The organism is Mesorhizobium sp. Root102, assembly GCF_001425625.1.
Lineage (GTDB): Bacteria > Pseudomonadota > Alphaproteobacteria > Rhizobiales > Rhizobiaceae > Mesorhizobium.
The window spans coordinates 136,970-151,411 of sequence record NZ_LMCP01000045.1; the positions used below are offsets into that span (position 1 = coordinate 136,970).

The 14,442-nt window shown below is 62.5% G+C and carries 16 protein-coding genes; 12 read left to right on the plus strand and 4 right to left on the minus strand.

Annotated elements, in window-relative coordinates:
- Window positions 1-33: 33 nt before the first annotated feature.
- Together ASD12_RS26975 and ASD12_RS26980 are read left to right on the plus strand one after the other, a co-directional pair.
- Window positions 34-513, plus strand: coding sequence for a DUF3828 domain-containing protein (locus ASD12_RS26975; RefSeq protein WP_056593837.1), 480 nt, complete (start codon window positions 34-36; stop codon window positions 511-513).
- A 4-nt stretch (window positions 514-517) separates the two neighbouring features.
- Complete coding sequence (locus tag ASD12_RS26980) at window positions 518-1,132, plus strand: hypothetical protein (RefSeq protein ID WP_056593840.1); 615 nt, start codon at window positions 518-520, stop codon at window positions 1,130-1,132.
- Between the two features lie 9 nt (window positions 1,133-1,141).
- Here ASD12_RS26980 and queF read toward each other — a convergent pair whose 3' ends face one another.
- Window positions 1,142-1,603 carry a preQ(1) synthase gene (gene queF / locus ASD12_RS26985; RefSeq protein WP_056593844.1) on the minus strand — a complete coding sequence of 154 codons (462 nt, stop codon included), beginning with the start codon at window positions 1,601-1,603 and terminating at the stop codon, window positions 1,142-1,144.
- Window positions 1,604-1,744: 141 nt separating this feature from the next.
- Between queF and ASD12_RS26990 the strand changes: the two genes are divergently transcribed.
- A complete protein-coding gene (locus tag ASD12_RS26990; protein ID WP_056593847.1) occupies window positions 1,745-3,790 on the plus strand; it encodes an NADH:flavin oxidoreductase in 2,046 nt (681 codons plus the stop codon).
- A gap of 137 nt (window positions 3,791-3,927) precedes the next feature.
- On the opposite strand, the gene ASD12_RS26995 is transcribed toward ASD12_RS26990, so the two are convergent.
- On the minus strand, window positions 3,928-4,335 hold the full coding sequence (locus tag ASD12_RS26995) for a hypothetical protein (protein WP_056593850.1): 408 nt from the start codon (window positions 4,333-4,335) through the stop codon (window positions 3,928-3,930).
- 117 nt (window positions 4,336-4,452) lie between these two features.
- Between ASD12_RS26995 and ASD12_RS27000 the strand changes: the two genes are divergently transcribed.
- Window positions 4,453-4,881, plus strand: coding sequence for a MarR family winged helix-turn-helix transcriptional regulator (locus ASD12_RS27000; protein WP_056593852.1), 429 nt, complete (start codon window positions 4,453-4,455; stop codon window positions 4,879-4,881).
- Window positions 4,882-5,028: 147 nt separating this feature from the next.
- Here ASD12_RS27000 and ASD12_RS27005 read toward each other — a convergent pair whose 3' ends face one another.
- Window positions 5,029-7,095 (minus strand): EAL domain-containing protein, encoded by a 2,067-nt coding sequence (locus ASD12_RS27005; RefSeq protein ID WP_056593855.1) that lies wholly within the window; start codon window positions 7,093-7,095, stop codon window positions 5,029-5,031.
- Window positions 7,096-7,130: 35 nt separating this feature from the next.
- Between ASD12_RS27005 and ASD12_RS35085 the strand changes: the two genes are divergently transcribed.
- Genes ASD12_RS35085 through tdh form a run of 3 tightly spaced genes read left to right on the plus strand, consistent with a single transcriptional unit; the run spans window position 7,131 to window position 9,689 of the window.
- The gene (locus tag ASD12_RS35085; protein ID WP_210173865.1) at window positions 7,131-7,418 is read left to right on the plus strand and encodes a hypothetical protein; all 288 of its coding nucleotides are present in this window, start codon (window positions 7,131-7,133) and stop codon (window positions 7,416-7,418) included.
- Entirely contained in the window at window positions 7,415-8,602 is a 1,188-nt protein-coding gene (locus ASD12_RS27010) for a glycine C-acetyltransferase (protein ID WP_056593858.1), read from the plus strand. The genes ASD12_RS35085 and ASD12_RS27010 overlap by 4 nt, the downstream gene beginning before the upstream one ends.
- 52 nt (window positions 8,603-8,654) lie before the next feature.
- Window positions 8,655-9,689 carry an L-threonine 3-dehydrogenase gene (tdh, locus tag ASD12_RS27015; protein ID WP_013532321.1) on the plus strand — a complete coding sequence of 345 codons (1,035 nt, stop codon included), beginning with the start codon at window positions 8,655-8,657 and terminating at the stop codon, window positions 9,687-9,689.
- A gap of 9 nt (window positions 9,690-9,698) precedes the next feature.
- Here the strand turns inward: tdh and ASD12_RS27020 are convergent, their stop codons facing one another.
- Complete coding sequence (locus tag ASD12_RS27020; protein ID WP_056594517.1) at window positions 9,699-10,166, minus strand: MarR family transcriptional regulator; 468 nt, start codon at window positions 10,164-10,166, stop codon at window positions 9,699-9,701.
- A gap of 88 nt (window positions 10,167-10,254) precedes the next feature.
- Between ASD12_RS27020 and hmgA the strand changes: the two genes are divergently transcribed.
- From hmgA to ASD12_RS27045, 5 genes are all read left to right on the plus strand, one after another.
- A complete protein-coding gene (gene hmgA, locus ASD12_RS27025; RefSeq protein WP_056593862.1) occupies window positions 10,255-11,568 on the plus strand; it encodes a homogentisate 1,2-dioxygenase in 1,314 nt (437 codons plus the stop codon).
- An 11-nt stretch (window positions 11,569-11,579) separates the two neighbouring features.
- The gene (locus ASD12_RS27030) at window positions 11,580-12,434 is read left to right on the plus strand and encodes an MBL fold metallo-hydrolase (protein ID WP_056593865.1); all 855 of its coding nucleotides are present in this window, start codon (window positions 11,580-11,582) and stop codon (window positions 12,432-12,434) included.
- Between the two features lie 112 nt (window positions 12,435-12,546).
- Window positions 12,547-13,560 carry a fumarylacetoacetate hydrolase family protein gene (locus tag ASD12_RS27035; RefSeq protein WP_056593868.1) on the plus strand — a complete coding sequence of 338 codons (1,014 nt, stop codon included), beginning with the start codon at window positions 12,547-12,549 and terminating at the stop codon, window positions 13,558-13,560.
- A 4-nt stretch (window positions 13,561-13,564) separates the two neighbouring features.
- A complete protein-coding gene (locus ASD12_RS27040) occupies window positions 13,565-13,852 on the plus strand; it encodes a hypothetical protein (protein ID WP_056593871.1) in 288 nt (95 codons plus the stop codon).
- A 4-nt stretch (window positions 13,853-13,856) separates the two neighbouring features.
- Window positions 13,857-14,399, plus strand: coding sequence for a DinB family protein (locus ASD12_RS27045; protein WP_056593874.1), 543 nt, complete (start codon window positions 13,857-13,859; stop codon window positions 14,397-14,399).
- Window positions 14,400-14,442: the final 43 nt, after the last annotated feature.

Consider the following 14,442-nt stretch of genomic DNA (forward strand, 5'->3'; position numbering starts at 1 on the left):
TTGGCCCAAGCCATCAAAAGCCGGAGATCCTGCATGAGACTGACATTGCTCGCTGCCGCCCTTTCGATAGCCTTGCCGGCGACCGCCGTCGCCGGACCGGCGTCCAACGCCGTGAAGTTCTTCTATGTGCCGGCGGTCAAGTTCGAGGCCGACGAACAATATCGGGATCGGTTCACCGAGCCGGTGACGAAACTGTTCGACCTGAACGACCAGGCAACGAAAAAGAACCCGGACGAGGTTGCCTGCATCGACTTCGATCCTGGTCTCGATGCCCAGGATTTCGATCAGAAGACCGTCTCGAGAACGCTCAAATTGTCTGAGAAGCTAGATGGCGACAACGCAGAGGTTACCGCGACCTTCAGCCTTTTTTCGGAAGGCGACGATTCCAAACGTGAAATGGTCTGGTCGCTCAAGAAGATCGACGGCCAGTGGAAGATATCGGACATCGCCTCCAAGACCAGCGACTGGAAGCTCAGCGCGCTGGAATGCATGGCCGGCCAGACACCGGAGTGATGCGATGGCTCGTCGCCCGTTCCTGGCACTGTCGACCATGTGCCTGCTGGCGGTGGGTCTGAGCGGTGCCGACGCCCAAGGTCTGTTGGGTGCGCCGCCGGCAAACGCCCCGGCTGACGCTACGCCGGCCGACAGCGGGGCGCCGCCTGCAAATGCGCCCGGAACCGGGGTGGAACCGGCAACGCCCCCGGTTGGATGGTCGCCAGCCGAAGCCGCGCCAGCCGCACCGATCCAGCCGGGTTCGCCGACAGCGGTGGTGCGGCCGTTTTACGATCAGGTCGGGCTGGAGATCGATCCGTCAGAGCGCAGCCATTTCATCGATCCGGCGAAAACCGTGCTCGACAAGAGCGACGCCTTGCGCAAGTCCGGGCAGGGCGAGTGCCTCGACCCCAACATGGCGCTAGACAATGCGGACTATGACAAGGCCGAGATCGACAAGAGCCTGAAGACGCTGGAGGCGGTCAACGGCGACCAGGCCAAGGTCATCGTCGCCTTCGTCATCTCAGGCAATCCGCACCGGCTGGAGTGGAAATTCAAGAAGGTCGACGGCGAGTGGAAGATCACGGACCTGTTGTCGGTGACCGGCGAATGGGCACTCAGCCAATATCAGTGCGAATGATCGGCGAGTTCACCCGCGCCCGCGATAGGGCGCGACCCCGGTGTCGGGCAGCCAGCTGCCTTCCGGCGGAGCACCTGTCTGCCAGAACACGTCGATCGGAATGCCGCCGCGCGGATACCAATAGCCGCCTATGCGCAACCACAGCGGCTTGGTTGCCGCCACAATGCGGCGGCCGATCATGACGGTGCATTCTTCATGGAAAGCGCCGTGATTGCGAAACGAGGTCATGAACAGCTTGAGCGACTTCGATTCCACCAGAGCCGCGTCAGGTGCGTAGTCGATGACGATGTGGGCGAAATCCGGCTGGCCGGTGACCGGGCACAGCGAGGTGAATTCCGGGCAGACGAAGCGCACGATCGCTGGCGGCCCGTCGCCGCGGGCAAACGGCACGGTTTCCAGGACCGCTGCTTCGGGGCTCTGTGGCGTCTCGACCCTTGTGCCGAGTTGGGTAAGGTCTTTTGTCACGGTCATGGGCGGTGGCCTCGTTCGATTTTGCCGCTCATTAGCATCGGACCGAAAAGTGCGCAGCGGTTTTCGGATGAATCCGATGATTAAAATTAGATCTGAAGCAGTGCACGCTGCTTCAGCACAATTTGAAACAGCAGGAAGACGATGACCTCCAACGATCCGCTTCTCCAGCCCTATCAGCTCAGACATCTGACGCTGAAGAACCGGGTCATGTCGACCAGCCATGAGCCGGCCTATTCCGAGGAAGGCATGCCGAAACAGCGCTATCGGCTCTACCATGCCGAGAAGGCCAAGGGCGGCATGGCGCTGACCATGACCGCCGGATCGGCGATCGTCTCGCGCGACAGTCCGGCTGCCTTCGGCAATTTGCATGTCTATGACGACAGGATCGTGCCGTGGCTGGCGGAGCTCGCTGACGCCTGCCACGAGCACGACTGCAAGGTGATGATCCAGATCACCCATCTCGGCCGCCGCACCGGCTGGAACAAGGCCGACTGGCTGCCGGTGCTCTCGGCCTCGCCGGTCCGCGAGCCGGCGCATCGTGCTTTTCCCAAGACGATCGAGGACTGGGACATCGAGCGCATCGTTGCCGACTATGCTTCTGCCGCCCAGCGCTGCCATGCCGCCGGCCTCGACGGCATCGAGTTCGAGGCCTACGGCCATCTGATCGACGGCTTCTGGTCGCCGGCCACCAACCAGCGCGACGACGAGTTCGGCGGTTCGCTCGATAACCGCCTGCGCTTCACCAACATGGTGCTCGAGGCCGTGCGCGCGGCGGTCGGCCACAAATTCGTCGTCGGCATCCGCATGGTCGCCGACGAAGATTTCGAACAGGGCCTGTCGAAGGCGGAGGGCATCGAGATCGCGACGCGGCTGGCCGGCTCGGGCAAGGTCGATTTCCTCAACATCATCCGCGGTTCGATAGAGAGCGATGCGGCGCTGACCAAGGTCATACCGGTGACCGGCATGCGCTCTTCGCCGCATCTCGATTTCGCCGGCGAGGTGAGGGCGGCGACGAAATTCCCGACCTTTCATGCGGCACGCATTTCCGACGTCGCCACCGCGCGCCACGCCATCGCCACCGGTAAGCTCGACATGGTCGGCATGACCCGCGCCCACATCGCCGATCCGCACATCATGAAAAAGGTGATGGAGGGCCGTGAGCACGAGATACGCCCATGTGTGGGCGCCACCTATTGTCTCGACCGCATCTATGAAGGCGGTGAAGCGCTGTGCGTCCACAATGCGGCGACCGGCCGCGAGGCCGATATTCCGCACATCATCGTCGAGACAGAAGGGCCGAAGCAGAAAATCATCGTCGTCGGCGCCGGCGCCGGCGGACTGGAGGTGGCGCGGGTCGCGGCCGAGAGAGGTCACAAGGTGACGGTACTTGAAGCCTCGAGCCAGGCCGGCGGCCAAATTCGGCTTGCGACGCAGAACCCGCGCCGCAAGGAATTGATCGGCATCATCGACTGGCGGCTGGCCGAACTCGACCGGCTCGGCGTCGTGATCCGCTACGACACCTGGGCGGAAAAGGACGACGTTTTGGCACTGTCACCCGACGTGGTGGTGGTCGCCACCGGCGGTCTGCCGCAGAACCCGCCGCTGACGGCGGGCGACAACCTTGTCACCTCAAGCTGGGACATCATGGCGGGCAGCGTCAAGCCGGCCGAAAATGTGCTGCTCTATGACGACAATGGCGGCCATCAGGGCATGGGCGCGGCCGAACTGATCGCCAATGCCGGCTCGAAACTCGAACTTGTCTCGCCGGAGCGCTTCTTTGCCCCGGAAATGGGCGGCATGAACCACGTACCCTATATGCGCGCCTTCCAGGACAAGGGCGTTGTCATCACCATCAACACGCGGCTGCGGGCGGTGCGGCGTGAAGGCAATCAGTTGGTCGCCGAGCTTGCGTCGGACTTTGCCGACGGCTGGCGCGGCGAGCGGCGAGTCGACCAGGTGGTGGTCGAGCACGGCACGCTGCCGCTCGATGATCTCTACCTCTCGCTGAAGCCGCTATCGAAGAATGGCGGCGCGGTCGACTATGAGCGTCTGGTGAGCGGTGGCGACATCTTTCCGGCCCGCAATCCGCAAGGCAGCTTCGTAATGTTCCGCATTGGCGACGCGGTCGCCTCGCGCAACATCCATGCCGCCATTTATGACGGCATCAGGTTCGGCTTGCGGATCTGAAATTCGTCATTCGCGAGAATTGGTGGCGCGGGGTCGGACCTGCGTACGAGAGCCCGTGTACTTCGGTCCAGCCGCGCGCCCGCACGTCATTGGCTCGTCGCCAGACAACGTACGATTCCGTGAGGTTTTGCTGCGCCTCAGACCATCCTGGCGACAGCCATGCACAGCACCGTGACGACCAGCAACCAGGCGGCGATGCGTTCGCCCGTCGCCATTCTGGCGCGCAGTTGCGTCTCGGTTTCCGCATTCGCACCGGCAAGTCGTCTGCTGGGCGCCCTGACCATGGCGCCGAGCACGCCGGCGGCGGCCAAAGCGGCCAGGATGCCAAGCGCGAGCACCATTTCCATCGAGCCGAAATAGGCGCCGTGGAAAAAGTACCAGAGCAGCGCTCCGGTCAGGAAAACCATGCCGGCCGCGCCCATCTGCGGCTGGATGAAGCGTTCGGCCCGGATATCGGGGTCGCGCGCCAGCGTAATCGTGGTGCCTGCCCAGAAAACGCCGGCCATGACATGAAGGCCGATAACGACGATGTAGACATACTGCATGACCGGATCTCCTCTCGCGTCCGCCACTACCGATATAGTTAGATATCAAATGATTAGATGTCAATTCGTAAGCTGGAGCCAGTTCCATCCGTGGAGAACACCGTCTAGTGTCCATGCATGACGCCTTTTGAACGCCCGCCAGTCGGTATGAATCTTGGCCGAACCGCCAAGCTGGTTGCCCAGGCTTTCGACGCTGCCCTGGTCGAGGCCGGTGGTACATTGCCGGTCTGGCTTACATTGCTGTCGGTCAAGTCGAGCAACCTGGCCAATCAGCGCGAGCTCGCTGGCATGATCGGCATCCAGGGAGCGACACTGACCCACCATCTCAACGCGATGGAGGCGCAGGGCCTGCTGACGCGTCGCCGGGATCCCGTCAACCGCCGGGTTCATCTGGTCGAATTGACTGCGGCCGGAGAAGCGATGTTCGAGACATTGCGCAAGGCCGCGCTTGCCTTCGACAAGCGGCTGCGGGTCGGGCTGTCCGACGAGCGTCTGGCGGAGTTCGCCCAGGTGCTGGCGGCGCTGCGGGGCAATGTGGGAGGGTAGGGAGCGCGCTCCCGATCATCGGCTCAGTCGTCGTAGCCCTGGATTGTTCCAAAGGTGTAATGGCGCAGCTTCAGCGCGGTGATCAAATTGGTCAGCTTCGTCGGTCGCCAGTTCGATGGCCACTTGTCAAGGCGGACTCGGTCGCGTCTACGCCAGGCTCCCCTGCAGCACCGTCAGCTTGGCCTTCTTCGGCATGCGGGCGGTCAGCCATTCCAGCGCCTTGTCGTGCGGCATCGGGAAGGCGATGGAATAACCCTGCACCTGGTCGCAGCCGATCGCCATCAGCGAATCGAGCTCGGCCTCGGTTTCGGCGCCCTCGGCAACGATCGAGATACCAAGGCCACGCGCCAGCTCGGTGATGGCGCGCACGATCTTCGAGTTGTCGCCATTCTCATGGATGTTCTGGACGAAGCGGCGATCGATCTTTAGCCGGTCGATCTCGTTCGGGTTGACATGGCTGAGCGAGGCATAGCCGGTGCCGAAATCATCGAGTTCGAGATGGACGCCGGCTGCCCTGATTTGGCGCAGCTTTGCCGCGATGCCCGTCTTCTCGTCGTCGAGGATGACGGATTCGACGATTTCCAGCGACAGTTTCTGCGCCGGCAGCCCGGCCCTTTCCAGCGTCTCGAACAAAAACGCATCGAAATCGTGCTCGCGCAGTTCGGTACCGGAAACATTGACGGCAAGTCGCCCGAAGGCAATCCCGGCGCGGTTCCATTCGGCCGCCTCGTTGATCGCCTTGGTGATGACGATGCGGCCGATCTCGGGCATGAAGCCGCACTTCTCGGCGACCGGAATGAATTCGCCGGGTGGGATCATGCCGCGCTCGGCATGGTTCCAGCGCACCAGCGCCTCGATGCCGCTGATCGTGCCGTTGCTCAGCGAGACCTGCGGCTGGAAATAGACCTGGAAGGCCCGCTCCGCGATGGCGACCTTGATGTCGTGCTCGAGCTGCTTGCGATAGTCGAGTTCGCGGCGCAACTCTTCGGAGAAGAAGGAGAAGTTGCCGCCGCCCAGCTTCTTGGCGGAATAGAGTGCCAGATCGGCGTGGACCAGCAGATCCTGGGCATTGTCGGCGTCGATCGGATAGACGGCGATGCCGGCGCTGGCGCCTGGGAGAATGGTCGTGCCCTGGAAGACGATCGGCTCGTTGATGTGCGCCAGGATGCGCCGGGCAAGCATGTTGATGTCTTCGGTGCCGCCGGCGCCGCCAAGGATCATGACGAATTCGTCGCCGCCCAGGCGCACGCACAGATCCGACGCCCGGCAGGAATCGCGCATGCGCTGCGCCGTGACGACCAGCACATAGTCGCCGGCGGCGTGGCCAAGCGTATCGTTGATCTGCTTGAACCGGTCGAGGTCAAGCTGGACGACGGCAAGGCGTTCGCGACGCCGGTGCGTGCCCTTGATCAGCGTGTCGAAATGATCGGTCAGGAACGTGCGGTTGTGCAGGCCGGTGAGGCCGTCATGCACGGCGATAAAGGCCATGGAATTGCGCGCGTCGATCAGCTCATGCGTCTTGCGCAGGATGGCGTTCGACATCGGCCTGAAGATGAAGAGCGCCACCAGTATGATGACGCCGAGGGTGGCGTAGAACAGCGTGCGGTGGAGGGCGAGCAGCTTTTCGGAGCGCCCGTCGGCATTGGCGCCGATGCGCTGGCCAAGCGCGGCGTAGCCCGACAGGGTCGCGTTGGCGACAGAAGCATCGAGATTGACCCGTTCGTCGTCACCCTTGTAGCCGCCATTGCCGGTGAATTGCGATTCATAGGCTGAGATCAGGCGGTCGCCATTGGCGATCAGCCCGACCGAGAAGTAATCGAGGTGGAACGGCTTGGCGAAAAGCACGCTCTCGATCGACTTCGGGTCGAGCTTGGCCGGCGATTGCGGATCGGCTCCCGTCTGCTCGAGCAGCAAATTGTAGTTCGTCTCGAACTCCGCCGTTGCCTGCTTGAGCGCGCTGACCAGCGCCGGCTGCTTGTCGCGCGAACCAGCACCCGTTGCACTGGCAAGGAAGACGATGCGCTGCGACAGCGTCTTTTGCGTGCTGACAATGTCGAGCAAGGTGTGGTTGTGCTGCTGGGTGGCCATCGTCTGCTGCAGCAGGATAAAGGAGGCTATCACCATGGCCGCAATGATCAGCAGGGCCAGCCAATAGCCAGCCTTGATCAGCAGTATGAGCTTGCGTGAAACGGTTTGCACCGGCTGCTGCGACATTTTCGGGGGCGGCCCTCTCGCCAACGGATTCCTGTATGAGCACCATTGATCTGCAAACGTTAACAGGACCGGAAATCGACAGCCGGCCGGCAAGGGGGAGCCGTGGAAAGATCGCGAAATGGTTATCGGCTCGTTTAGCGCCGTACCGACATTTGAGCGGTCGTCAGCCAGCCGCATTTGTCGTGGCCTCGCTTGCGCGGTCGCAAGACAATCCACATCGAGGCCACATCGGGCCGCTTGCCACCAATCCGGTCGTTTTTGCGATGGATTTTTCGCGCGGACGAGACGACAGTCGGTCCACGTCAAACGAGGCCAGATCATGACCGCAGCATTCCTCTCCCACATCGACAGCGAGCTCGCCGGGCTCAAATCGGCCGGCCTCTACAAATCCGAGCGGGTGATCTCTTCGACCCAGTCTGCCGAGATCGAGGTCGCCGGGCAGAAGGTGCTCAACTTCTGCGCCAACAACTATCTCGGCCTTGCCGACAGCGCCGACCTGCGCGCGGCGGCCAGCCAGGCGCTTGATCGCTATGGCTACGGCATGGCATCGGTGCGCTTCATCTGCGGCACGCAAGAAGAGCACAAGCAGCTCGAGGCGACGATTTCATCTTTCCTCGGCCTGGAAGACACCATCCTTTACGGCTCCTGCTTCGACGCCAATGGCGGCCTGTTCGAGACGCTGCTCGGCGAGGAAGATGCGATCATTTCCGATGCGCTGAACCATGCCTCGATCATCGACGGCGTGCGGCTGTCGAAGGCCAAACGCTTCCGCTACGCCAACAACGACATGGCCGACCTCGAGGCGCGCCTGAAGGAAGCCAAGGACTGCCGCTTCCGGCTGATCGCCACCGATGGGGTGTTTTCGATGGATGGCATCATCGCCAATCTTAGGGGTGTTTGTGACCTCGCCGAGAAATACGACGCCATGGTGATGGTCGACGACAGCCATGCGGTCGGCTTCGTCGGCCAGGACGGCCGCGGCTCGGCCGAGCATTGCGGCGTCGAAGGCAGGGTCGACATCATCACCGGGACGCTCGGCAAGGCGCTTGGCGGCGCCTCCGGCGGCTACACCTCGGGCAAGAGGCAGGTGGTCGAGTGGCTGCGCCAGCGCTCGCGGCCTTATCTCTTTTCCAACACGCTGATGCCTGCGATTGCCGGCGCTTCAATCAAGGTGTTCGAACTGATCCGCAATGGCGATGCCATGCGCGAGCGTCTCTATGCCAATGCGGCGCGGTTCCGGTCGCAGATGGGCAAACTCGGCTTCACGCTGGCCGGAGCCGACCATCCGATCATTCCAGTGATGCTGGGCGATGCGAGCCTGGCGCAGGAGATGGCTGCGCGCATGCTGAAGCGCGGCATCTATGTCATCGGCTTTTCCTTCCCGGTGGTGCCCAAGGGCGAGGCGCGCATCCGCACGCAGATGTCGGCGGCGCATTCCAGCGCCGACATCGACCGCGCGGTGGAAGCGTTTGCCGCCGTCGGGCGCGAACTCGGGGTCATTTCCTGACAGGCCGGAATCGAAAAGCGATTCCGGATCAAGAGATTCAAGGGACAAAAGCATGTCGAACATGATGAAGGCGTTGGTGAAGGCCAAGGCCGAACCGGGCATCTGGATGGAAGAGGTGCCGGTGCCGGAAATCGGCCCCAACGACGTGCTGATCAAGATCAAGAAGACGGCGATCTGTGGCACCGACGTCCATATCTACAATTGGGACCAGTGGGCGCAAAAGACGGTGCCGGTGCCGATGGTGACCGGCCATGAATTCGTCGGAACGGTCGCCGATTTCGGCGCGGCGGTGACGGAATACAAGGTCGGCCAGCGCGTGTCGGGCGAAGGCCACATCGTCTGCGGCCATTGCCGCAACTGTCGCGCGGGGCGAGGGCATCTATGCCGCAACACGCTTGGCGTCGGCGTCAACCGGCCCGGCGCCTTCGGCGAGTATCTGGCGATCCCGCAGCACAATGTCGTGCCGATCCCTGACGACGTCCCGGACGAGATCGCCGCCATCTTCGATCCCTTGGGCAATGCAGTCCACACGGCATTGTCCTTCGATCTGGTTGGCGAGGACGTGCTTGTCACGGGCGCCGGACCGATCGGCATCATGGGCGCGCTCGTCGCGCAGTGCGTCGGCGCGCGAAAAGTAGTCATCACCGACATCAACCCGGTGCGGCTGGCATTGGCGAAAAAGCTCGGCGTCCAGCATGTCGTCGATGCGTCCAAGGAAAAGCTGCGCGACGTCATGCCGGCGCTCGGCATGACCGAAGGCTTTGATGTCGGCCTCGAAATGTCGGGCGCCGCACCCGCCTTCCGCGACATGATCGACACCATGAACAATGGCGGCAAGATTGCCATTCTGGGCATCGCGCCGACCGGCTTCGAGATCGACTGGAACAAGGTCATCTTCAAGATGCTGCATCTCAAGGGCATCTACGGCCGCGAGATGTTCGAGACCTGGTACAAGATGATCGCGCTGGTGCAGGGCCCGCTCGATGTTTCCGGGCTTATCACGCACCGCATCGGCATCGACGACTTCCAGGCCGGTTTCGATGCCATGCGCAGCGGCAGTTCCGGCAAGGTGGTCATGGACTGGTAGCCACCAGTCCTAGTTCTGGCCAAGGTTCTTTTCGAGTGCGGCCAGTCCGTCGGCGATCGCTCCGCGTTCGCCGACGCTCAATATCGACAGCAACTCCCGCTCGAACGCCTTCGCCAGCGGCACCATTTCACGGTAGGCGGTAAGCCCCGCCCTGGTCAGTGTCAGGTGTTCTACACGGCGGTCGTTCTCATCCGGGCTTCGGGTGAGCCAGCGCCGCCGTTCGAGTTCAGCCACGGCGCGCGACACCTTGGTCTTGTGCATGGCCGATTGCTCGCCGATCGTAGACGCCGTCATGGTGCCGTGCTGGCCCAGCCCGGAAAGGGTTCGCCATTCCGGCCGCGTCAGGCCATGGCTGTCCTTGTAAATCCGGGAGAATTCGCGGCTGACGGCGTCGGCAAGCCGGTAGAGCCGGTAGGGCAGGAAATTTTCCAGATTGAGAATTTCAGGCGCGTCGGACGCTTCGCTCTTGATCGCCATTTTCTCAAAGCCGCCATTGATGGTTACATTTTCGATGGTTACAGATGAAACCAGTTTGGTCAATTGAGATCCATTCCGGGAGGAAGCAATGGCCTTTTCCTACATGCCGGGTTTCGGCAACGACTTCGAAACCGAGACGCTGCCGGGTTCGCTGCCACAAGGACGGAACTCGCCGCAGCGGCCGGCCTACGGGCTCTACGCCGAGCAGCTTTCGGGCTCACCTTTCACTGCCCCGCGCGGCACCAATGAGCGCTCCTGGCTCTACCGGATCCGGCCGAGCGTCAAGCACACCGGCCGCTTCAAACCGGCAAACTATCCGCTGTGGAAGAGCGCACCCAATGTCGGCGATCATGAACTGGCGCTTGGCCAGTATCGTTGGAATCCGGTGCCGATGCCGAAGGAGCCGACCGACTTCATCGCCGGCATGCGCAGCATCACCACCGCCGGCGACGTGCTCGGGCAGACGGGCATGGCAGCACACATCTATGTCGCCAACCGCTCGATGGTTGATGATCATTTCTTCAACGCCGACGGCGAGTTGCTGGTAGTACCGCAGGTCGGCGCTTTGCGCTTCGTGACCGAGATGGGCGTCATTGAGCTTCGGCCAGGCGAGATCGCCGTGCTGCCGCGCGGTCTGGTCTTCAAGGTCGAGTTGGTCGACCCGCAAGTGCGCGGCTATGTCTGCGAGAACTACGGCGCCAAGCTGACGCTGCCCGACCGCGGCCCGATCGGCGCCAATTGCCTGGCCAATCCGCGCGATTTCAAGACGCCTTGCGCCTGGTTCGAGGAGAAGGAAACGCCTTGTCGGCTGACAGTGAAATGGTGCGGCAATTTCCATGTCACCGAAATCGGCCATTCGCCGCTGGATGTCGTTGCCTGGCACGGCAATTACGCGCCCTACAAATATGATCTGGCGACGTTTTCGCCTGTCGGAGCGCTGCTGTTCGACCATCCCGATCCGTCGATCTTCACGGTGCTGACGGCACCGAGCGGCGAGGAGGGTACCGCCAACATCGATTTCGTCATCTTCCCACCGCGCTGGCTGGTGGCCGAAGATACGTTCCGGCCGCCCTGGTACCACCGCAACATCATGAGCGAGTTCATGGGCCTGATCCACGGCCAGTATGACGCCAAGGAAGAAGGTTTTGTTCCTGGCGGCATCAGCCTGCACAATCTGATGCTGGCCCATGGACCGGATGCGCCTGGCTTCGAAAAGGCCTCGCGCACGGACCTGAAACCGGTCAAGCTCGACAACACCATGGCCTTCATGTTCGAGACGCGATTTCCGCAGATGTTGACCCGCTACGGCGCCGAACTCGAAACCCGGCAGGACAATTACATAGACTGCTGGGCGGACCTGAAGAAGCGTTTCAACGGCACGCCCGAGGGCGACTGGTCTTGAGCGGCGAGCCAATGCCGGATCGGCTGGTGATTTTGGGCTCGAAGGGTGGCCCTGCGCTGCGGCCAGGTGGTCCATGGCCGAGTTCGTCGCTGCTGCAGATCGGCGGCCGTACGGTCGTTGTCGACTGCGGACTTGGCGTGACGCGTGGTCTGGTCGATGCCGGCATCAGCCTGAAGGCGCTCGACCTGATCTTCATCACGCATTTGCATTCCGACCATGTGCTGGAACTGGGGCCGTTGATCCACACCGCCTGGACGGCGGGTCTGGCGACGCCCATCGGCGTGTTCGGCCCGCCCGGCACGGATCATTATTGGCGGCGCTTTTGCCACGCGATGGAGTTCGACATCGAGATCCGCATCGTCGATGAGGGCAGGCCGGATATTCGTGAGCTGGTTTCGATCGTCGAATTCGGCGAAGGCCAGGTGGTCGAGCGGGGCGGCTTGACCGTTTCGGCGCTGCGCGTCGAGCATCCGCCGGTGACCGACTGTTTTGCGCTGCGCTTCGAGCACAGCAGGAAAAGCGTGGTTTTCTCCGCCGATACGGCCTGCTTTCCGCCGCTCGCCGATTTTGCCCGGAGCGCGGATATCCTGGTCCACGAGGCCATGCTGGAAGAAGGCATCGAGCGGCTGGTGGCCAAGACCGGCAACGGGGCGCGGCTGAAAGACCATCTGCTCGCCAGCCACAGCTTTGCCGAAGAGGCCGGGAGCATCGCCGGCGATGCCGGCGTCAAGAGACTGGTGCTCAATCACCTCATTCCGGCCGACGATCCCGGGATCGGCGAAGCCGACTGGATCGCCGCTGTCAGGAAAACGTGGGCCGGCGACTTGACGATCGCCCGCGACGGCCTTGTTGTGAAGCTAGCATGATCCCAAACCGAAGGACCGCGTCAGCGAAAAGTGGGAACCGGTTTTCGGAAAAGATCGTGCGCAAGACAAAAAACCAAAGCGGCGGGAAAGCTGCACAAGGAGAGGAAACCGCATGAAGCTTGCCACATTGAAGGACGGGACGCGCGACGGAAAACTCGTCGTCGTCTCGCGCGACATGACACGCTTCACCGACGCCTCGTTCCTGGTACGCACGCTGCAGGCGGCGCTCGACGACTGGCGCCGCATTGCCCCGCACCTCGCGACAATAGCGGAATCGCTGGAGAACAATGCGATCCCGGCGGAGCGCTTCCACGAGCATGACGCCCATTCGCCGCTGCCGCGTGCCTATCAATGGGCTGACGGCTCGGCCTATGTGAACCATGTCGAGCTGGTGCGCAAAGCGCGCGGCGCCGAGATGCCGGCGAGCTTCTGGACCGAGCCGCTCATCTACCAGGGCGGTTCGGACGCCTTCATTCCGCCGCGCGACCCGATCCGCATGGCCGACGAGGCTTTCGGCATCGACATGGAAGGCGAAGTCGCTGTTGTCGTCGACGATGTGCCGATGGGCGCAAGCCTCGATGAAGCGCGTGCCGCGATCCGGCTGGTGATGCTGGTCAACGACGTCACGCTGCGCGCGCTCACCGGGCCGGAGCTGGCCAAGGGTTTCGGGTTTTTCCAGTCAAAGCCGTCCTCGGCGTTTTCGCCTGTCGCGGTCACGCCGGACGAACTGGGCGACGCATGGGACGGCGGCAAGGTCAGCCTGCCGCTGCTCGCCGATCTCAATGGCAAGCCGTTCGGCCGGGCCAATGCCGGCGTCGACATGACCTTCGATTTTCCGGCGCTGATCGTTCATGCCGCGAGGACACGGCCATTGGCCGCCGGCACGATCATCGGCTCGGGGACCGTGTCCAACAAGCTCGACGGCGGGCCGGGCAAACCTGTCTCGGCCGGTGGCGCCGGCTACTCCTGCATCGCCGAACTGCGTATGATCGAGACCATTGTGTCAGGCGAACCCAAAACGCCGTTCCTGCGCTTCGGCGACACAGTACGCATCGAGATGAAGGACAAAGCTGGGCATTCGATCTTCGGCGCCATCGAGCAGAAGGTCGAAAAATACGAGAGGTAGGGGCATGACGGGGGTCTATCTGCTGGCCGGTGTCTGGGCACTCGCCATACTGGCGGTCTTCATCCAGGCGATCCGGCTGAGCTACCGCATCGAGGCGCGCTCGCCCGACCTGACCAACCGCAGCGGCTTCCCGCGCAAGGCGATGATGTTCCACACCGTCACCAACATGAACCTCGCGCGGGACGCCGAAACGCAGGGCATGCGTCGGCGCATGAACCGACTATTGCTGATCGTTCTCGCCGGTTTTGCGGTTATGTGGGCGGGCTTGTATCTGGTGCGGTCGACCGGATGACGTCATGAACCTGCTGGATCACCTGCGCCGCATGGCCGGCAACAATCTCTGGTCGAATGCCCGGCTCTGCCGCGCGGTGTTGTCCCTTCGGCCCGGCGAGTTCGAGGCCGGGCGTATCAGCTTCTTCCCGTCGATCAAGGCGACGCTCAACCACATCCTTGCGGTCGATCTTCTCTATCTCGATTTTCTCGAAGAGGGTGGTCTCGGTGCTGCCGCCCATGACGACTTCGTGTCATTCGACGAGCCGGGGGCGTTGTTTGCCGCCCAGATCGCAGCCGACCGGCGGCTGATCGCCTTTTGCGATAGGCTATCGGAGGCTGATCTCGACCGGCAGGTTATCACCGACCGGCGTAAGGACGGCATGATCCCCGAGCGGATTGGCGACATCCTCGCCCACGTCTTCCTGCACGACATCCATCATCGCGGCCAAGTGCACGCCATGCTCTCGGGCACGTCAGTCAAGCCGCCGCAACTCGACGAGTTCCTGCTCGATTATGATTTGAAGCTGAGGAAAGAAGAGGTCGAGCGGTTGGGGCTAGAAATCTGATTTCGCGCATGACCCGAAGATGGGTCATGCGCTATCCGCTCGA